This window comes from Nocardia iowensis (genome assembly GCF_019222765.1).
Lineage (GTDB): Bacteria > Actinomycetota > Actinomycetes > Mycobacteriales > Mycobacteriaceae > Nocardia > Nocardia iowensis.
The window spans coordinates 5993790-6012929 of record NZ_CP078145.1 but is presented as its reverse complement, the minus strand read 5'-3'; the positions used below and the strand labels follow the sequence as shown (position 1 = coordinate 6012929).

General features: G+C 67.9%; 16 protein-coding genes. 11 read left to right on the top strand and 5 right to left on the bottom strand.

Annotated features, from left to right (window positions below; all coding sequences use genetic code 11):
* Window positions 1-74 precede the first annotated feature (74 nt).
* A complete protein-coding gene (locus KV110_RS27630; RefSeq protein ID WP_218470168.1) occupies window positions 75-542 on the bottom strand; it encodes a prepilin peptidase in 468 nt (155 codons plus the stop codon).
* A gap of 234 nt (window positions 543-776) precedes the next feature.
* On the opposite strand from KV110_RS27630, the gene KV110_RS27625 reads away from it, so the two are divergent.
* From KV110_RS27625 to KV110_RS27595, 7 genes are all read left to right on the top strand, one after another.
* A complete protein-coding gene (locus tag KV110_RS27625) occupies window positions 777-1904 on the top strand; it encodes a M24 family metallopeptidase (RefSeq protein ID WP_218470167.1) in 1128 nt (375 codons plus the stop codon).
* 47 nt (window positions 1905-1951) lie between these two features.
* Window positions 1952-2515: an elongation factor P gene (gene efp / locus KV110_RS27620; RefSeq protein WP_218470166.1), complete on the top strand. Its 564-nt coding sequence runs from the start codon at window positions 1952-1954 to the stop codon at window positions 2513-2515.
* 179 nt (window positions 2516-2694) lie between these two features.
* A complete protein-coding gene (nusB, locus tag KV110_RS27615) occupies window positions 2695-3201 on the top strand; it encodes a transcription antitermination factor NusB (protein WP_218470165.1) in 507 nt (168 codons plus the stop codon).
* 14 nt (window positions 3202-3215) lie between these two features.
* A complete protein-coding gene (locus tag KV110_RS27610) occupies window positions 3216-3461 on the top strand; it encodes a YciI family protein (RefSeq protein WP_246634015.1) in 246 nt (81 codons plus the stop codon).
* Window positions 3462-3796: 335 nt separating this feature from the next.
* Complete coding sequence (locus tag KV110_RS27605) at window positions 3797-4687, top strand: hypothetical protein (protein ID WP_218470163.1); 891 nt, start codon at window positions 3797-3799, stop codon at window positions 4685-4687.
* Entirely contained in the window at window positions 4688-5374 is a 687-nt protein-coding gene (locus tag KV110_RS27600) for a hypothetical protein (protein ID WP_218470162.1), read from the top strand. It begins immediately after the preceding gene.
* Complete coding sequence (locus KV110_RS27595) at window positions 5374-6231, top strand: inositol monophosphatase family protein (protein ID WP_218470161.1); 858 nt, start codon at window positions 5374-5376, stop codon at window positions 6229-6231. The genes KV110_RS27600 and KV110_RS27595 overlap by 1 nt, the downstream gene beginning before the upstream one ends.
* Window positions 6232-6241: 10 nt before the next feature.
* Here the strand turns inward: KV110_RS27595 and KV110_RS27590 are convergent, their stop codons facing one another.
* Complete coding sequence (locus tag KV110_RS27590) at window positions 6242-7510, bottom strand: ArsB/NhaD family transporter (protein WP_218470160.1); 1269 nt, start codon at window positions 7508-7510, stop codon at window positions 6242-6244.
* A gap of 27 nt (window positions 7511-7537) precedes the next feature.
* Here KV110_RS27590 and KV110_RS27585 point away from each other — a divergent pair, with 27 nt between their 5' ends.
* Entirely contained in the window at window positions 7538-13282 is a 5745-nt protein-coding gene (locus KV110_RS27585; RefSeq protein ID WP_218470159.1) for a WD40 domain-containing protein, read from the top strand.
* Window positions 13283-13295: 13 nt separating this feature from the next.
* Here the strand turns inward: KV110_RS27585 and KV110_RS27580 are convergent, their stop codons facing one another.
* Window positions 13296-14342 carry a hypothetical protein gene (locus KV110_RS27580; protein ID WP_218470158.1) on the bottom strand — a complete coding sequence of 349 codons (1047 nt, stop codon included), beginning with the start codon at window positions 14340-14342 and terminating at the stop codon, window positions 13296-13298.
* Between the two features lie 241 nt (window positions 14343-14583).
* Between KV110_RS27580 and KV110_RS27575 the strand changes: the two genes are divergently transcribed.
* Both KV110_RS27575 and KV110_RS27570 read left to right on the top strand, forming a co-directional pair.
* Entirely contained in the window at window positions 14584-15132 is a 549-nt protein-coding gene (locus tag KV110_RS27575; RefSeq protein WP_218470157.1) for a DUF4334 domain-containing protein, read from the top strand.
* 121 nt (window positions 15133-15253) lie between these two features.
* Entirely contained in the window at window positions 15254-16495 is a 1242-nt protein-coding gene (locus KV110_RS27570) for an FAD-dependent oxidoreductase (protein ID WP_218470156.1), read from the top strand.
* 94 nt (window positions 16496-16589) lie between these two features.
* Here KV110_RS27570 and KV110_RS27565 read toward each other — a convergent pair whose 3' ends face one another.
* On the bottom strand, window positions 16590-17570 hold the full coding sequence (locus tag KV110_RS27565; protein ID WP_246634014.1) for a quinone oxidoreductase family protein: 981 nt from the start codon (window positions 17568-17570) through the stop codon (window positions 16590-16592).
* A gap of 84 nt (window positions 17571-17654) precedes the next feature.
* Between KV110_RS27565 and KV110_RS27560 the strand changes: the two genes are divergently transcribed.
* Window positions 17655-18311 (top strand): TetR/AcrR family transcriptional regulator, encoded by a 657-nt coding sequence (locus KV110_RS27560; RefSeq protein WP_218470154.1) that lies wholly within the window; start codon window positions 17655-17657, stop codon window positions 18309-18311.
* Here the strand turns inward: KV110_RS27560 and KV110_RS27555 are convergent.
* A complete protein-coding gene (locus tag KV110_RS27555; protein ID WP_218470153.1) occupies window positions 18249-19067 on the bottom strand; it encodes a CPBP family intramembrane glutamic endopeptidase in 819 nt (272 codons plus the stop codon). The two genes, KV110_RS27560 and KV110_RS27555, sit on opposite strands and share 63 nt — an antisense overlap.
* Window positions 19068-19140: the final 73 nt, after the last annotated feature.

Genomic DNA, 19140 nt, shown 5'->3' with positions numbered 1-19140 from the left:
TTCCCATGTCGGCGCGGCTGCTCCGGCATGCGGCCCGCAGTGATGGCGGGCACGTGCACCCGCCGCCGTCCCGATCATCCGGCGTTCGCTGTGGCCAGGGCACACACGGTCGCCAGGCACATGGCGGGACCGTGGGGCAGCGCGAGTCGGCGGGGCGCGTCGGCGCCGTCGACCGGAGCTCGGCTTCGGTGCAGCCCGAGCAGGACGATCCCGGCGGTCGCGGTCAGCAGTGGTGCGGTCAGCGCCGCCCAGACCCACGCCTGCCCACCGCCGAGCGCGGCGGCCGCGCCCAAGCCGACAGCCAGCTTCACATCTCCGGCACCGAAGGCCGTCGGCAGCACCAGATGCACCGCCAGATACGGCACCACCAGCAGGGCCGCACCGAGTAGCGCGGCTGTGAATTGTGTTGTGGACAGGGCGTATCCGAAGATGCCAAGCGCACCCCATCCGGTCAGCGGATTCGGTAGTCGCCGCTGTCGAAAATCGATGACGCTCAACACAACACACCACGCGAGGAGGGCGGCGAACGCGAGGATCGGCATGCCATCCAGCTTCGTCCGATCGCGGCGCGGAACAACCCCTCGTCGACCGAATGTGGATAGCTTTTCGAGGTGTGAACAACCTCCACTCCGCATGCCGTCCGGTACGGAACTCGCGGGCTGCCAACGGCATTCCGCGATCTCCGGGATGATCTTCACCGCGCGGTCGGCGCGGTGGCGGCAGTCCGTGCACGTGTTGCATGTGGCTATCCGGCGTGTCGGCGGTAGCTTTGACACATGTGTGCTGATCACGTGGGCCATGCGCCCGACTACGCCGCGCGGCGTGGCGCGCTGCGGAGTCTGCTGGTGGAAAACGGGGTAGACGCCCTGCTGGTCACCGACCTGGTGAACCTCAGATATCTCACCGGCTTCACCGGATCCAACGCGGCGTTGCTGGTGCATTCCTGGGACATGCGCAACGCCGAGGAGCGCACGGTGATCGGCACCGACGGCCGATACCGCACCCAGGTCGCCGAGCAGGTTCCGGACCTACGCGCCGAGATCGCCAGAGCCACCGCCCGCCGCATCGTCGAACTGGCAGGCGAATGGCAGCTCGGCCGGATCGGCTACGAGAGTCACGTCGTCACCGTCGAACAGCACCGCGGCTTCGTCGAACAGCGCACCGGGCTGGAATTCGTCGCGACACCCGGCCTGATCGAGCAGCTGCGCATGGTCAAGGACGCCTACGAGGTGGACCAGCTCCGGGCCGCCTGCGTGGCGGGCGACGCCGGACTGGCCGCCCTGCTCGAACGCGGCGGGCTGCGACCGGGCCGCACCGAACGGCAGGTCGCCAGGGACCTCGAATGGGCCATGTTCGAGCACGGCGCCGAGGCGATCTCGTTCGAGACCATCGTGGCGACCGGCGTGAATTCGGCTGTCCCGCATCATCGGCCGACCGAGGCCGTACTCGCCGCCGGTGACTTCGTCAAGCTCGACTTCGGCGCGATGATCGGCGGCTACCACTCCGACATGACCCGCACCTTCGTTCTCGGCACCCCCAGCGACTGGCAGCGCGAGGTGTACTCGCTGGTCGAAGCCGCGCAGCGGGCCGGACGGGAAGCGCTGCGACCAGGCGTCAAGGTCGCCGACGTCGACGCGGCGTCGCGCTCGGTGATCGAGGCGGCGGGGCACGGCAAGCTGTTCGTGCACGGCCTCGGGCACGGTGTGGGACTGCAGATCCACGAAGCGCCGGGAATCGCGAAAAACGGAACCGGTACACTTCTTGCTGGCGTGGCGGTGACCGTCGAACCTGGTGTGTACTTTCCCGGCCGCGGCGGGGTCCGGATCGAGGACACGCTCGTGGTGCGCGAAGGGGGCCCGGAGCTGCTCACCAACACCAGCAAAGACCTGACCGTCGTCGAATGACGTCGGTCGACCATCATGTTGTTTACGAACTAGGAGATCCGAGGACAGTGGCGGACACCAGCGACTTCAAGAACGGCCTTGTGCTGAAAATCGACGGTCAGCTCCAGCAGATCGTCGAATTCCAGCACGTCAAGCCGGGTAAGGGTCCCGCCTTCGTGCGAACCAAGCTGAAGAACGTGCTGTCCGGCAAGGTCGTCGACAAGACCTTCAACGCGGGCGTGAAGGTGGAGACGGCCACCGTCGACCGCCGCGACATGACCTACCTGTACCACGACGGCTCGGACTACGTCTTCATGGACGGCGACACGTTCGACCAGATCTCCATCTCCGAGCAGACCATCGGCCCTGGCTCCCGGTTCCTGCTGGAGAACATGTCCGTGCAGGTCGCCACGCACGAGGGTGCGCCGCTCTACGTCGAGCTTCCGGTGACGGTCGAGCTCCAGGTGCAGCACACCGACATCGGCCTGCAGGGCGACCGCTCCACCGGCGGCACCAAGCCCGCCACCCTGGAGACCGGCGCCGAGGTGCAGGTCCCGCTGTTCATCAACACCGGCGACAAGCTGCGCATCGACTCGCGTGATGGCAGCTACCTCGGCCGAGTCAACGCCTGATCGCCGCCCGGGCGTGGCAGGAGCGTCAGGCCCGGAGGCGGTAGCGGAGCGTAACCACGCAAGTTCCGCTCCTGCCGCAATGGACAGAGCAGCGTCAGGCCCGGAGGCGGTAGCGAAGCGTAACCACGTAGGGCCCGCTCCTACCGCCGATGGATACAGGGACTGGGATAATGGTGACTGTGGCTGAACAGCCGTTAGACAAAAAGTCGTTCAAGAAGCTCGGTACGCGGCACAAAGCCCGCCGCCGGGCCGTCGATCTGCTCTTCGAGGCGGAGGCACGCGACGTGGATCCGGCCGACCTGCTCGACGAGCGGGTCGAGCTGGCCACCCGCGACCAAGCGGTCGCGCCGGTGCACGCCTACACGCACACATTGGTCGAGGGCGTCGCCGACGATCTCGATCGGGTGGACGGCACCATCGAGTCCTACCTCAAGGACTGGGAACTGTCCCGGCTGCCCGCCGTCGACCGCGCCATCCTGCGGATCGCGGTGTGGGAGTTGTTCCACGCCAACGATGTTCCGCCGGTCGTCGCGGTGGACGAGGCGGTGGAGCTGGCCAAGGAACTGTCCACCGATGACTCGCCGTCGTTCGTGAACGGTGTGCTCGGTCAGGTCGTGCTCGTCGCGCCGCAGGTGCGCGCCGCGGCGGCCGCCACCCGGGGACCCCGCCCGGAGCCCGAGGCGTGAAGAAGTACCTCGTCATGGCGATGCGTACACCGCGCTTCGACCCTGCCGTGATCGAGCCGCACAAGCAGTTCCTGAAGCAGTTGAGCGAACGCGGCCAACTGGTCGAGAGCGCCCGATTCACCGACGGCACCGGCGGCGCGTACTTCCTCACCGCCGAAAACCTCGACGCCGCACGAGAACTCGCCTTCGCCGACCCGGTACACACCACCGGCTCCTCGGAACTCACCATCTACGAGTGGGAACCCACCACCCCGCAATAAGCGCAAGCGGGCCCTGTCGCTCCCGCCGGGGGTGTACGGGGACCGGCGGGAGCGGGATGCCGTGGCATCCGGGCGTGCTGTCGTCGAGGGATGCTCGGCGACCGGTTCTCATCCTGGTTCCTCAACCGCACTCGAGGTCAAGGGGGGCGGATGTGGGGTGGAACACGGCCGCGAGCAGCGCGGCCTCGTGCATTCGCACTCGCAAGCGCTCCCAGCGGCCTCGTGCATCCGCACTCGCAAGCGCTCCAAACCGTTGGCTTGCATGACTTCTGGTTTCGTTCGCTGCGGACCAGGGGCTACCTCTATCCTGGGAGGAACGAAGGGGAGGGCGGAGCATGGCGCGTTTGCTGACTTGGTTGCGTAACAACGTCGACGGTGTCGTCGCGTTGGTGCTCGCCATTGTCGTCGGCATGCTCGCGGTCCTCGACGTCATCAGCGTGGACAACGTGAACGCGGCGGTGCTGCTGGTGCTCGCGCTGCTGGCCACCACATTGCTGCGGGACCGGCATCTTTCGGCCAAGGCCATGCGCGACGCGTCATCGGTGCAGCTGTTGTACGGGCCGGAGATCGGTCACGCGCACACCCTCGCCAGGCGCGGCACCGAACAGTGGATCTTCAAGGGCGGCACCGGAACCTACATCCGGGCGGTGACGCTGCGCGAATGCGTGGAGAACGCGCGGCGCGAACAACGGCCGCTGCGCATGCAATTGGAGATCCTGGACCCGACCAACGAAGCGCTGTGCAAGACCTACGCGCAGTTCCGCTCCTCGCTGTCGCCGGAGGCCGACCGCACCGGCGAACTGTGGACCACCGACCGCACCCGCAAGGAAGCCTTCGCCACCGTGCTGGCCGCCTGCTGGTTCCGGCAGCGGTTCACCTTCCTCACCATCGACGTGGGTTTGTCGACGGTGATGACGACTTTCCGCTGGGATCTGTCGTCCAGCTGTGTCATTGTCACGCAGGACAATCCGAACACCCCGGCGCTGATGTTCGAGCGGGAGAAACCGTACTACCGCGATTTCAACCGCGAACTGGTTGCCAGCTTCAAACAGACCCGGCAGGTCCCGCTGAGTCGCAGCGAGGAACTGCCGCTGTCCGACGAGCCGACCGTCGACCAGGTCCGCGGCCTGTTCCAGGGGCTCGATCTGGAACTTCCGGCCGCTTTCACCGACCGCGATGTCGCCGATATCGTGCGCCGCGCCCTCCAGCCGAGGAACCCTTATTAAGTGAACGAATACGCCCGCCTGCGCATGCTGATCGGCTCCGACGCCACCGGAGCCGCGGTGCGCCGCTGGGCCCGCGATGTCCTCGCGGGCGTCATCGACGCAAGCACCGATCTGACCGCGGTCCGACATCCGTTGGGCTTCCTGTGTTTTCCCGCCTGGCGCGGTGACGGCTTCGGCATCTGCGTGCACGTCTGGACCGAGGGCGTGCACGCCACCCCGACCACCTCACTGATGCACGCGCACAGTTGGGATCTGCTCAGCACCGTGCTGTACGGCACCGTCGGCAACGAGATCATCGAAATCGACAGCGCGCCCGCGCATCCCACCCATCGACTGTTCGAGATCCAGAGTGCCGCCGATGGTGACCTGGTCCGCGCGACGCCACAGCTGGTCACCTACCGCACCCGCTCCCGGGAACATTTCCACGCGGGCGAGGTGTACACCCTGCCGAACGGCGCGTTCCACGTGTCCGACGTGCACGGCGAGGCCGCGACGGTCGTGCTCGGTGAGGACAATCGCGGGCGCCCGGACCTGTCGCTCGGTACGCTCGCCACCACCGACCACTGGGTACACCGGACCCTGTGTACCCCCACTGAATCCCGGCGCGCGGCGCAGACCGTGCTGGCCCATCTGCAGGATCAGGTCCTGCCGAAGCAACTGGAGAACCGATGCGAGCGGGCGACGTAATGAGCCAGGTACTCCCGGATACTCTCGTCGACGTCGCCGCCGAGGTGGCCGTCACCGCGGCCGTCGAAGCGGGCCAGGCGATCCGCTCCGGCCTACTCGGCGCGCTGACCGTCAGCACCAAGGACGCGAGCGGCGATGTGGTCACCGAGTTGGACCTGCGGGCCGAACAGATCATCCTGCGCCACATCCGGCGGGCTTTTCCGGACCACCGCATCCTCGCCGAGGAATCCGGCGTCCTCGACAGCACCGACGACTCCTGGTGCTGGGTCGTCGACCCGCTGGACGGCACCAACAACATCGCCATCGGCCTGCCGGTGTGCACCGTCGGTATCGCGTTGTGCCACCACGGAACGCCGGTCCTCGGTGTCGTGCACGAGCCGATAGCCGACCGCACCTGGACCGCCGTCCGCGGCCGCGGCGCCCTGGGCCCGAACGGCCCGCTGTGGCATCCGGCGCACCGGCCCGCGGCCACCGCCCCGGTCCTGGCGTGGCTGCAGGGTTACCCGGTGACCCGTGCCGACCCGACCGCCCGCGCGCTGCGCCTCACCCTGGAGTCGGCCTCCCGCCGCCTGATTCAACTCTGGTCCCCGCTGCTGTGCTGGGTGATGTTGAGCAACGGCGACATCGACGGCTTCGTCGGCTACCGAGCGGGTCTCGTCGACCTCCCCGCGGGCGCCCTACTCGCCCGCGAAGCGGGCATGCACATCACCGACTTCGACGGCACCGTCCTCGACGAGCGCCTCGAATTACCCACCGGCGAAGTAGATTTCATCGCGGGCAGCGCCGAAATGATGTCCGACCTCACCCTGTTGGTGAAGTCCGCGGCGGAAGTCACCGTCACCGGCCTGCCCGACTGACCGCCTGCGGTCATCCGATGATGAGCAGGGCGGCGACGGCGCCGGTGGTGCCGATGGCGGCGAGTGCGAGTCCGGTGAGGACGAAGCGGAGCATCGGAACGCGAACGTTGTGAGTGCGGCAGAACTCCAGGCAGAGCAGGGTGGCCAAGGATGCCCACGGCGTGACGATGGGGCCGATATTGGTGCCGATGAGCAGGGCCAGCAGTTGATTGTGGTTCTCGGGGGGCACGACCGCCTCGCCCGCGGTGTAGGCGGGGAGGTTGTTGGCGATGTTCGACAGGGTCGCTCCCGCGCCCGCCGCGCGGAAGGCGCCGACCGCGCCGGAATCCGAACCGATCAGCGTGTGCATCACCTCGGAGAGGCCGAGGCGGCCGAGCGTGGGGACCACCAGAAACAGGCCGACCACGAAAACCAGTAGCCGCCAAGGGATCAGCGAGAGACGCAGCGAGGCGCGGTCGAAGAGGGCGAAGGCGAGTACCGCGATGGCGGCGGCGATGGTCGCGGCGATGCCGATGCTGTCGCCGACGAAGGGGATCGCGAGGATGAACAGCAGGCAGGCACCGGCCGTGGTGTACAGCAGGGCCCGTTCTTTCGCGTTCTCGGGGCGGATCGGGTCGGGCGGAAGATAGCGGTCGGTGTCGCGGCGGCCGCGCCGCCAGTACCACAGCCAGAGGCACAGCATCGTGGCGGCCAGCGAAACAAGCTGGGGTGCCCACATTTTCGCGGCGAACTCGGTCGCCGTCAGTGCGACCCGGTCGGCGGCAAGCAGATTGGTGAGATTGGAGACCGGCAGCAGTAGGCTCGCGGTGTTCGCGAGCCAGATGGTGGTCATGGCCAGCGGGAGCGGCGGGATGCGGGCCGGGGCGGCCAGCGCGAGCATCACCGGAGTGATCAGCACGGCCGTCGTATCCAGGTTCAGCAGGATCGTGGTGGACGAGGCGAACAGCACGCACAGCAGAAACAGTGCCGGGTAGTAACCCCGACCCAGGATGGCAAGCCGGTGCGCGATCACATCGAACACCTTGGCCTGGCGGGTGAGCTCGGCCAGCACGATCACGCTGCCGAGAAACAGCAGCAGCGGACCGATTCTGCGCATATTGTCGGCCGCTTCCTCGCGGGGCAACAGCCCGGTGAGCACGCACAGCAGTCCCGCGAGCAAGAGCGCGACGCGGACCCAATCCAGCACGCTCAAACCCCAGCGGGGGCGTGCGGACCCCGCCGTGACACTGGACGGCGTGTTCCGCTCGGAGAAGTCGACCTGTTCGGGCACGACTGCCATGCTATTGGCCTACGCCATACTGGGTGCGTGACAGAGCAGGGTGGGCGGCCGCGGGACTTTTTCATCAGCTATTCCCCGGCGGACGAGCGATGGGCGACCTGGATCGCCTGGCAACTGGAGAGTTCCGGTTATCGCACCCTGATTCAGGCCTGGGATTTCGTGCCTGGCACCAACTTCATCGACTTCATGGACCGTGGCGTGCGCGACGCCACCGTTGTGCTCGCGGTGCTGTCCGAGAACTATCTTCAATCCCATTACGGGACAATGGAATGGCAGGCCGCGCTGCGCACCGACCCGGGCAAACTGCTGCCGATCCGGGTCGCCGACTGCGCCCTCGAGGGACTGCTCGCCACCATCACCTACGTCGATCTGCTGCACGTGGCGACCGACGAGGAGGCTCGGCGCATCTTGCTGGAGCGGGTGCGGCACCTGCTGGCGGGCCGGGCGAAACCGGACAGCGCACCACGATTCCCGAACGGGCTCGCCGCGGCACCGGACCGCTACGCCTATGAGGCCGAGGCCGGCCCCGTCGAGTCACCGCTGAGCAGACGCACTCCCGTTGCGGCCCCGGCGTTTCCCGGCGTCGCGCGGCGGGACGAGCACCGCTCAGGGGTCAGCGTGCTGCACGTGGCCGGTCCGCGCTTCGGCCGCGGTCTGCTCGCCCCCGACGAGCCGAGTACCGCGCGGGAACTGCAGGCGCGCATCTGGGCGAACGTCACCCAGCTGGCCGGTCAGGGGGTACTGAAACCCGACATGATCGTGGTGACCGGCGATCTCACCGAATCCGCTCGCCCGCGCGAGGTCGACGAGGCGCTCAGCTTCCTGACCGGGTTGCGGGTACTGCTCGGCCTGGAACCGGACCGGTTGATCGTCGTGCCGGGCAACCACGATGTCTCCAAGGTCTCGTGTCACGCCTATTTCCTGAATTGTGAAGCGCGCGACCGTAGGCCACAGCCGCCGTACTTCCCGAAGCTCGAGCAGTACGCGCGGCTGTTCGCCGAGCTGTACCAGGGCCTCGACCAACTCGTGTTCGATGTCGGGCAGCCGTGGACGCTGTTCTCGATTCCCGAACTACGGGTGGTGGTCGCGGGTTTGAACTCGACCATGGCCACCACCCATCTGCCCGAGGACGATTACGGCCGGATCGGCGAACCGCAGGCCGCCTGGTTCGCCGAGCGGCTGCGGCCGTTCGAGGAGAACGGCTGGTTGCGGCTCGGCGTGGTCCGGCACGACCCACTGCCCGGGCCCGCCGCCTCGCCGCGTGACCCTGCTTTGCTGCGCGACGCCGACACGCTGTCGCGACTGCTCGGCGGCAGGCTGAACCTGCTGCTGCACGGCCCTGGACCCGGTGGGCCGCACCTGGATCGGCTGGACGGCAAGCTCCCTGTCATTCCCGCGGCCGCGCCGGGGCGGGACGAAATCATCCACCTGACCGCAGACGGGCTCGCCCGATATTCCGCCACCGCGAGCAATGCCGCGGAACCGACCGCGAGCCTGGAGTGGCCATGGCCGAATGCCGTTGCGGCACTGGCCCCGGCCGGACAGCCCGAGCTGGTCGGCCCCGATGACATCGTCGAACCGGCTGTCGAAGCCCCCGCCATCGTCGACCCGCACGGCCGCCTGCTGGAGCGGGTGGCCGAGGTGTGCGAAACCCGGTATCCGGGGGTGAAGATCCGCCGCGTCGAGACCGAGCCGCCGCATCTGCTGGTCACCCTGCAGCGTGACGATGTCATCGCGCAGTGGCGCATCGGCGTGCACGTCGGCGACATGACCAGGCGGGCGATCGAGGAATTCCTCGGCCACGACCCGGAATACGGCTCCGAGCTCGTCTATCGCGGTGCGCCGCCGCCGCGTTCGCTGCGCGACGAAGCCGCCAGCCACGGCCTGCGGGTGCGCAGCTTCACCGAATTCCAGGGCCTGCTGGATCTGGACGACTACCTCGCCAAGCAGCTGGACCGGCTGCGCACCGACCGCCGCTATCCGCCCGACCTCTATGTGCCGCAACGCTTCCGGGTGCTCGAACACGGCGATCAGCCGGTGCACGACGATCTCGTCGCCGACCTGCTGCGTCTGGTCGCCGCGGACCACGGCCGATTCGTCCTGGTGCTCGGCGATTTCGGGCGCGGCAAGACCTTCGCGCTGCACGAACTGGCCCGCCGCATCACCGAGACGATGCCCGCGCTGATCCCGATCCTCATCGAGCTGCGCACTTTGGACAAGACGCACTCGGTGGACGGCTTGGTCGCCGCGCACCTGGCCAATCACGGCGAGGACCGGATCGACCTGAAAGCGTTGCGCTACATGCTCCGCGAGGGCCGCGTGGTGCTGCTGTTCGACGGCTTCGACGAACTGGTCACCCGAATCAGCTACGAGTTCGCCGCCGACCATTTGGAAACCTTGCTGCAAGCCGCCGTCGGCAAGGCGAAAATCATCGTGGCAAGCCGCACCCAGCATTTCGCGTCACGCGCCCAGGTGCTGACCGCCCTGGGGGAGCGGGTCGGTTTGCTGCAGGACAGGTACATCCTCGGCATCGAGGATTTCGCGCCCGCGCAGGTGCACGCCTTCCTGACCAACCGCTACAGCGGCGATACCCGCCGCGCCGACGCCAGGATGCGGCTGATCACCGGCATCCAGGATCTGCTCGGTCTGGCGCAGAACCCGCGCATGCTCAGCTTCATCGCCGACCTGGACGAGCGGCGACTGCGGGCCGCGGCGGGGGCGCAGCAGGCCGTCGGCGCGGCCGGATTGTATCGGGAGATCCTGGAATCCTGGCTTTCCTACGAAGCCGACCGCACCGCGACTACGGCGGGCTCGCAGCCCGGGCTGCGGCCGCACGAATTGTGGCTCGCGGTAACCGCATTCGCGTTGCGCAGCTGGGAGACCGGTGAGCCGTACCTGCGGCTGGCCGAATTGACCGATGTCGCGAAGAACCTGGTGGAGATGACCGGCTCCAGCCGGATGTCGGTACAGCAGCATGCGCACGCCATCGGCTCCGGCAGCCTGCTGGTGCGCACCGAGGACAATCTGTTCGGCTTCATCCACTCCTCGGTGACCGAATGGTTTGTCGCCAACCACATCGCCGAGCAGTTCGCTGCGGGCGTGCCCGCCCCGCCCCAGCTCGCGCACGCGCCGCTGTCCCAGCTGTCCATCGACTTCCTGTGCGACCTCGCCGATATCCGGGCCGCGCGCGCCTGGGCCGACGGCGTGCTGGACGACCCGGTCGCCGACGAGGTCTCGCGGACCAACGCGATCCGGCTGACCACCCGCTTGCGCACCGCGCCGACCGCCGACCTGCGCGGCGCGATGCTGGCCGGCGAGGACCTCTCCTATCGCGACATGCAGCTGGTCGACCTGACCGGCGCGGACCTGACCGGCGCCCGCCTGGTCGGGGTGAACCTGGATCGGGCGATACTGCGCGGCGCCCGGTTGGTCGGTGCGCGGCTGGACGAGGCGAGCCTGGTCGGCGCGGACTTGACCGACACCGATTTCACCAGGGCGCGGCTGGCCCGTGCCGATCTGACCGGTGCTCGCGCGCCGGGTAGCCGCTGGACCCGCGCGGCCCTGCTCGACGTCACCGGAACCCCGACAGGCACCGATCTGCGCGGTGCCGCCGTGGTACCCGGCGCGCTCGCCGGAACCGAATTCGCCCCGGCCGCAATCGGTGTCCGGCACGGCTTTCACGCCAGGCACGGCAGGCTGCCGCAACCCATCGCGTACAGCCCCGACGGCGGAACCCTGGCCATCGGCAGCGACGACGGCGGTGTGCTGATCTGCGACACCGAAACCGGACTGCCGCTGCGCACTTTGCAGGGCCATCGCAACCGCTCGTTCGCGGTCGCCTACACCGACACTGTGCTGATCAGCGGCTCCAGCGATGGCACCGTCGGCATCTGGGACGCGGCGACCGGCGAGCTGCGCCGAATCCTGCACGGGCACAGCGAATGGCCGTGGCCGGTCATGCTGAACCGGGCGGGTGATCTACTGGCCACGGGCGACGCCGAGGGGATGCTGCGGCTCTGGTCGCTGCCCTCCGGCGAGCTGCGGCACGAGTGCAGGGCGGCAGGCACGGGCCGGGAGTTGATCTACAGCTTGGCTTTTCACGACGGCGTGGTCGCCGCCGCCTATCGGGACGGTGTGGTTCGGCTGTGGGACGTCGAAACCGGCCGCGAGCGTGGGGAATTCACCGGCGCGCCCGGCTCGGTGTTCCGGATCGCGTTCGATCCGTCGGGCCGACTGCTCGCGGTCGGCGGCGTCCGCGGCACGGTGGCGCTGTGGGATCCGGTGCGCTGCCGGTTGATTCGCGAGTTGCCCGGCCACACCGGACGGGTGTACACGCTGGCCTTCCATCCCCGGCTGCCGCTGCTGGCGACCGGGGATACCGAAGGGGGACTGCGCATCTGGAACGTCGAGTCCGGCGCGGCCGAGCATGTGCCGACCGACCACAATGCCGCCATCTACTGGCTTACCTTCGATCCGGCCGGTGATCTGCTGGCCTCCGGTGACAGTGCCGGGCTGCTCTGCCTGCGCGACAGCGTGACCGGCGAACTGCGGCACCGGATCACCGCGCATACCGGTTCGATCTGGCCGTTCGCCTTCCGCCCGGACGGCGCGCAGCTCGCGGTCACCGACGACCAATTCACCACGCGGCTCTGGGACCCGCTCACCGGGACGGCGCGGCACGTCCTCACCGGACACGGCAGGCAGGTCAGGTCGGTCAGCTTCAACGCGGACGGAACGTTGCTCGCGGCAGGCGGCAACGACGGTGTGGTCCGGCTGTGGGATCCGGTGACGAGCAGACTGGTCCGCCGGCTGGTCGGCAGTGAAGACCGGCTGGTCACCTTCGAGTCGGCGCTGTTCAGCGGCATGCAGCCGCAACAACTCGGGGTGGTCGGCAACGACGGTCGGCTCAGCCTGCTCAATCTCGAAACCGGACTATTCCAGCGGCACATCAATGTCGAGGCCGCGCCGGTCTGGGCGATCGCCTTCGATCCCACCGACCAGTACGTGGCCACCGCGAACGACGACGACACGGTGACCATCTGGATGCGCACCACCGGTGCACTGCACACGGTGTGCGCGGAGCATCGCGGACGCGTGCGGTCCATCGCGTTCAACGCCGACGGCACCATGATGGCCACCGGCTGCGACGACTCGGTGGTGCGGCTGTGGGATGTCGAATCCGGCCAGTTCCTCCGCGAGCTGCGTGGTCACCGCGATCGGGTGTACGCGGTGGTCTTCCACGGCGACCGCCTCGCCAGCGTCTCCTGGGACATGACGGCGCGCATCTGGGATATCGGCTCCGGTGCGAGCCTGCACGAATTGACCCGGCATACCGGGCGACTCTGGGCGGCGGCCGCCGACCCGCACAGCGGGATCCTGGCCACGGCAGGCGACGACCTGGTGGTTCGCCTGTGGGACATGGCAACCGGGCGCCATCTGCACACCATGGAGGGGCACAAGCGCCGCGTATGGTCGCTGGCTTTCCATCCGTCCGGACGGCTGCTGGCCAGTGGTGGCGACGACGGCAACACGATTCTGTGGACCGTGCCGGGGGGCGACTACCCAGATTTGGATACCGCGCCGACCATCCGCGCGGAACTACTCGGACTGCCGGAAGGATGGGCCGCGCTCGCACCCGACGGGCGGTACAAGTTCGAAGGCAATATCGCGGGCCAGTTCTGGCACGTGATCGGCATGTCCCGATTCGAGTCGGGCGAGCTGGACCCCTACCTGCCGGAGGTCGGGCAGCTCCCGCTGGACGCGCCCTTCTGAGGGCCGTCCTCGGCTAGGCGGCGCCGCGGGCGAGGTTGTCCCCGGCGCCCCGGAGGAACGGATTGCTGTCGCGCAGCGCCTTTTCGATGATTATCTGGACGTCGGCGTTGTCGTAATCGTCCGGCATGTCCAGACCGAGGACCTCGAACAGGATGCGAACCTCGTCAGGGGACGGTTCCTGGTCGAGGGGAACCCGGGGCGCCCGTTCGATCGGCACTCGCCGGCATTCGTTGAAGCTGGTCTGCAACTCGGTACGCCACGAGTCGTAATAGGGTTGGCCGCGCTGCACGATCATCGCCGGGAAGCGCGGTCCGCGTTGGGTGACGATCAGATAGTGGGCCGACAGATCCCAGCGGAACATGGAGACGCTGGAGGTCAGCGCGACCTCGATATCGAGAAATTGGCGCAGCCGCTGCTTGTACCAGCAGGCCGCCAGGATCGTGGCGTACAACTCGATCTGAGTGCCCTTTGCGGTCCAGGTGAGTGCGTCGTCGTGCTCGCCTTCGGCCAGTGTTCGATACAGCGCCGCGTACCGATGGCAGACGTCGAGGTCGGTGGGATCGAGAATCTCGATGCGCGCCTGGAAGTCCCGGCCGTCGCGATGGGCTTGTTTCAGGCAGTCCGGCAGCGTCACCACTCGGGTATGCGCGCCGGTGCCGCCTTTGAAGGCCCATCGGTCGGTGCCGATCCGTGCCTTCGCCAGTGCCTCGGACACCTCGGCGCCGACCGCGAACCGCACCACGGCCATGTCGTCGAGCATCCGCTGGGTTCTTTCCAGGACGCCGCCCACCGGCGCGATGCCCGCTACCCGCTCGTCCAGCGTCTGCAGCGTGGCTGCCACGTCGGCGATCGTCTGCTGGATTTCCGCGTTCACCGACTCCTGTCGCCACCGGTCTCGGAGCATCGCGTAGGCCACCACGCCGAGCGTGAGCGGGATGACTTTGCTGACCAGTTCGGTGGGGATCACGTCGACGAGACCCAATACGCTCATGGTTACCGCGAGTCCCACGGCGACCACGCTTTCGGCGTTGGATTTGACCCACTCCAGATTGGTTCGCATCCGCGCTGAGAAACGCCCCATCTGCGCTCACTTTCAACCCCACGGCCCCGGCCGGACGGTCTCAGCGTAACGGTGCCGCAGTGCGCGTGCCTGGCGATTCGTGCACTGGCACAACGGATGTTGAACAGACGAACCGGTCCGATTTTCCCGGCCGCGGCGACGGCGGCCGGTGCCGATGGCCACCTCGGAACGTACGGATAGGGTCGTAGGTGCAACGTTGCCCTTAGTGAGGAGACCGACCATGGCCGAGAACAAGGGAACGGGCGCGGCTGAGCTGGCGGCACTTCGGGCCCAGCGCTGCACGCCCGAGCAGGCGTTGGCGTTGTTCGACAGCCTGCCCGCGGTCCTGCTCGACGAGATCACCACCGGGCGCTGGCAGGGTGACGAGCTCGACACGGGGCATCCGTTCGCCGGTGTGCTCGTCGCGTCGGGGTGGTATGGCAAGCAGTTCGACGACGCGGACACCGTGCATCCGCTGTTGTTCGCCGCCGACGGCGTCGTCTTCCCGGTCGATCCGCGCCGGGTGCCGCTCGGCCTCGCCGGGCGGGTACCGCTCGCGGGCGTCAAGGCGGGCAAGAAGGTGCTCGGCTACCTGCGGTTCGCGTTCCAAACGCACCGGCCAACCGCGCGTTTGCGCAATGTGGAGTATCGCGGCGTGCTGAGTGCCGCCATGATCTACGACAACTTGGCGATCATCGATCACTTCCGGCGGGTCGACGAGCACACGCTGCTCGGCGTGATGGACATGCGCGGGTTGACCGAGCCGTACTTCTTCATCCTGCGTCAGTAGGCGGCGACTTCGTCGCGGATGCGGTCCGCGACAACTGATCCCGGCCCGGCACCGCCCATCGCGCAGTAGCATTGCCAGCAGGCGATCTTTCGGCGAGGCGATGACCGTGGGAGGACAGTCGATGGAACGCACGACATGCCTGGTAGTCGGGGGTGGCCCGGCCGGAATGATTCTCGGACTGCTGTTGGCGCGGGCCGGGATCGACGTGACCGTGCTGGAGAAGCACAACGACTTCCTGCGCGACTTCCGCGGCGACACCGTGCATCCCACCACCCTCGACCTGCTCGACGAGCTGGGTCTCGGTGCCGAATTCGCGAAACTCCCCGCGCGCAAGCTGGATCAGATCGCGCTGCCGACCGGCAGCGGACTGCAAACCCTTGCCACGCTGCGAAACCTGCCGGGCAAGCACAAATACATCGCCATGGTGCCGCAGTGGGATCTGCTGGATCTGCTCGCCCGCGCCGCCGACCAGGAGCCGGGCTTCCACCTGCGGATGAATACCCAAGCGACCGACCTGATTTGGTCGGACGGCAAGGTCACCGGCGTCAGCTACCGGACCGCCGACGGCGCCACCGGTGAGATCCACGCCGACCTCACCGTGGCCTGCGATGGTCGTGCCTCGGTCCTTCGCGCCGCCGCGGGACTGCCGTCCCGGAGTTGGCCGACGCCGATGGATGTGTGGTGGTTCCGCTTGCCGCGCAACGAGACCGACCCGGCGGGCGCCATCCCCATTGTCACCGCGCACCGAGCCGCGGTGCTCCTCGACCGCGGCGACTACTGGCAATGCGCCACCCTCATCGCCAAAGGCGCGGACGAGACGGCGCGGCGCGGGCCGGTCGAGGAGATCATGCGCAGCATGTCCGACTCGGTGCCTTGGCTGAAAGACCGGGTGGACGCCCTTACCAGCTGGGACGAGGTGAAGCTGCTCGACGTCCAACTCGACCGCCTGACCAAGTGGTACACCAACGGCCTGCTCTGCATCGGCGACGCCGCCCACGCGATGTCGCCGGTCGCCGGAGTAGGCATCAACCTCGCCGTCCAGGACGCGGTCGCCGCGGCGAGAATCCTTGCCACCCCGCTGATCTCGGGCACGCTCAGCACTCGCGACTTGGCACGCGTCCAACGTCGCCGTACCCTGCCTACCGCGGTAACCCAGGGCCTCCAACGGTTTTTGCATGCCCGAGCGATCCGCCCCGCCCTCGCGGGCAGCATCAACATCGCCAACGCGCCGCGCGGACCGTTGCCGGTCCGCATCTTCCGCCGAATCCCGGTGCTGCGCAGCGTCCCTCCGTTCCTGCTCGCCCGCGGTATCCGCCCCGAACATGCCCCCGCCTTCGCCCGGCGTCCCAACCCGCCGCACTGACGCGCCGCGCACGTCTCACCTCCTGCGCACGAAATAGTCAGCGATTACGTACGCGTGCCGAGAATCAGTGCGCGGCACAGCGTTACGACCCTACCTACGGCGTGCGGTCCGGGCGGAGGATGATCTTGCCAAGCGGTACTCGGTCCTCGATGAGCTGGTGGGCGCGACTTGCTTGGTCCAGTGGAAGCACGGCTTCGACCAGCGGGTCCACCCCACCGGCGGCCGCGCGGTGCAGAGCCGCCGTGCGCGCATCGGCCACTCGGGCCAGCCAGTCGGGGCCCGCGCAGCCGATGAGGGTCAGGCCGCGAGTGATCAGGTCGGCGGCGGTCAGTTGGGCGGGGGCGCCGGAGAGCCAACCGTAGCTGAGCATTCGGCCGCGCAGGGGTGTCATCGCGTCGAGGACGGCTATGGCGGTGCTGCCGCCGATCGAGTCGAAGACTACGTCGAGCGTTGCGCCACCTAGGGTTTCGCGCAGCCGGGCAGGCCATTCGGGGTCGTTGTGGTCGATCACCTCGTCCGCGCCGAGCTCGCGGGCCCGCTCGGCCTTCGCGGGTCCGCCCGCCGTGGCGATGATGCGAGCCGCGCCGGACTCCTTGGCGACTTGGGTGAGGAAGCTGCCGATACCCGTTGCGGCGGCCTCGATCAGCACCGTCTCGCTGCCGGTGAGCCGAGCGGTTTCCAGCAGGGTCAGTGCCACCGAACCGCTCATCAGGACCGAGGCCGCATCCACCGAGAACAGGCTGTCGGGAATCAGCGTCACGGAATTCGCTGGTGCGCTGACATATTCGGCGTAGGAGCCGAAACCCTTGGTTGCCACCGTTACTCGCCGACCGATCAGGGCCGGATCCACGTCCGCGCCCACCGCGGTCACCACGCCAGCGGCCTGAAAACCGAAGACCAGCGGCGGCTCGACGCCGAGCGGGAATTCGCCGGAACGCAACTTGGTCTCCGGGAACAGGACCGGAATCGCCTCGGTGCGGATCACCACCTCACCCACGCCCGCCTGCGGCGCCGGGACTTCCTGGAGGACCAGGACCTCCGGCCCGCCGGTCGCCGTCATTACGATTGCCTGCATCATGAACTCCATAAGTTGACTTCCGGTCCAGTTGTTCGGCAACGATATGGACCGGCGGTCAAGTTGTCAATGAAAGCGGGTGCGATGACCGACGGGCGTCCGAAGGAACGGGCCGACGCTGCCCGGAACCGGCGTGCGATTCTCGACGCGACCACCGCGCTGCTCGCCGAACACGGCGCCGAGGCGATCACCATGGACCGGGTCGCCGCCGCGGCCGGGGTGGGGAAGGGCACCATTTTTCACCGCTTCGGCAATCGCGCCGGGCTGCTGCACGAGATGGTCGCCGAAAGCGCACTCACCCTGATGGATGCGATCATCAGTGGGCCGCCGCCGCTGGGGCCCGGTGCGCCGGCCGGTGACCGCCTGCTCGCCTACTTCGATGCGATGGCGCGCTTGGTGATCGAGAACTCCGAGCTTATGGTCGCCTACCGCACGGTGCCGCCGCACCCGCGCACGGGGGAGTTCCATGCGTTCTGGGACAACCACATCACCGCACTGCTACGCGAGGCTCGACCCGATCTCGACGCCGAAGTGGTCGGCAGGCTGCTGCTCGGCGCGCTAGGCGATGAGCTGGTGCCGACCATGGTTCGCTCCGGTGCGACCGACCGGCTGCTTGGCGCGGTCCGTGAACTGGTCGAATCGGTACTGCGGACGCCTCGATCGACACGTTCGGTGCGCTCACCACAGTGCGGCGAGCATGGGGAGCGGTGCGTTGATGATGCCGTGCACCAGAATGAGTAGCCAGGGATTTCGGTATCGGGACCACAGGTAGCCGAGGAAGAGGCCGTAGCCGCCGATGTGCACGATCGTGGTGGCGAGATCGATGCCGAAACCGTTGCCGCCGTGGATCGCAACGTGCCAGCACGCCCACAGCAGCGAGGCAAGCACGATCGCGGGCCAGCGGCCGTATATCGCCTCCAGCCGGGTCTGTAGCCAGACTCGATAGAAGATCTCCTCCAGCACCGCGTTCAGGACGAAGACGCTCAGCACCGCGACCGGGTCGGGCCGCGAACCGGTGTAGTCATGCCCGAACAGCGTGAACAGGGCGAGGAAGGTCAACACCGCGGGTAGGGGACGAAGCCATCGACCGTTGGTGTCCACCCGATACCATTCGGGCCAGGCCACCAATCGGAACAGCAATGGAATGGCAAGCAGGAGAAGTAATTTCAGCCCGATGAACCACAGATCGCCGCCGGGGGACAGGTAGTAGGTGATCGCGAAGGCGAGTCCGAGCGCGACGAGCCACCACGCCTGACGCGTGGTCGCCCGGGTATCGGCGGTCGGCAACACATCGTCGCGTGGTTTCGGCGGCACCAGCCAGGCGACCGCGAGCCCGCCGAACACCGTCAGACCGATCACCCACAGCGGCAGGGTGCTTTCGTCATCGGCGGAGAAGCGCAGCGCGGTGTGTCCCGTCCAGATCAGGGTGACCATCGCGGCGACGAACGCGAGGACCCCCGCAGTGAGCAGGAGACCGTCGGTTCTTCCGAGTCGCATGTGCTTCACGATGCCATCCGCATTCGGCCGTCCAGCACCGCCGGGCGAGATGTCATACGAAAGGACGACGCCG

Coding starts and splice junctions, on each gene's coding strand:
- KV110_RS27630 (WP_218470168.1), bottom strand. CDS start 542: ATGCCGATCCTCGCGTTCGCCGCCCTCCTCGCGTGGTGTGTTGTGTTG.
- KV110_RS27625 (WP_218470167.1), top strand. CDS start 777: ATGTGTGCTGATCACGTGGGCCATGCGCCCGACTACGCCGCGCGGCGT.
- KV110_RS27610 (WP_246634015.1), top strand. CDS start 3,216: ATGGCGATGCGTACACCGCGCTTCGACCCTGCCGTGATCGAGCCGCAC.
- KV110_RS27605 (WP_218470163.1), top strand. CDS start 3,797: ATGGCGCGTTTGCTGACTTGGTTGCGTAACAACGTCGACGGTGTCGTC.
- KV110_RS27595 (WP_218470161.1), top strand. CDS start 5,374: ATGAGCCAGGTACTCCCGGATACTCTCGTCGACGTCGCCGCCGAGGTG.
- KV110_RS27590 (WP_218470160.1), bottom strand. CDS start 7,510: ATGGCAGTCGTGCCCGAACAGGTCGACTTCTCCGAGCGGAACACGCCG.
- KV110_RS27580 (WP_218470158.1), bottom strand. CDS start 14,342: ATGCGAACCAATCTGGAGTGGGTCAAATCCAACGCCGAAAGCGTGGTC.
- KV110_RS27575 (WP_218470157.1), top strand. CDS start 14,584: ATGGCCGAGAACAAGGGAACGGGCGCGGCTGAGCTGGCGGCACTTCGG.
- KV110_RS27570 (WP_218470156.1), top strand. CDS start 15,254: ATGGAACGCACGACATGCCTGGTAGTCGGGGGTGGCCCGGCCGGAATG.
- KV110_RS27565 (WP_246634014.1), bottom strand. CDS start 17,570: ATGCAGGCAATCGTAATGACGGCGACCGGCGGGCCGGAGGTCCTGGTC.
- KV110_RS27560 (WP_218470154.1), top strand. CDS start 17,655: ATGACCGACGGGCGTCCGAAGGAACGGGCCGACGCTGCCCGGAACCGG.
- KV110_RS27555 (WP_218470153.1), bottom strand. CDS start 19,067: ATGCGACTCGGAAGAACCGACGGTCTCCTGCTCACTGCGGGGGTCCTC.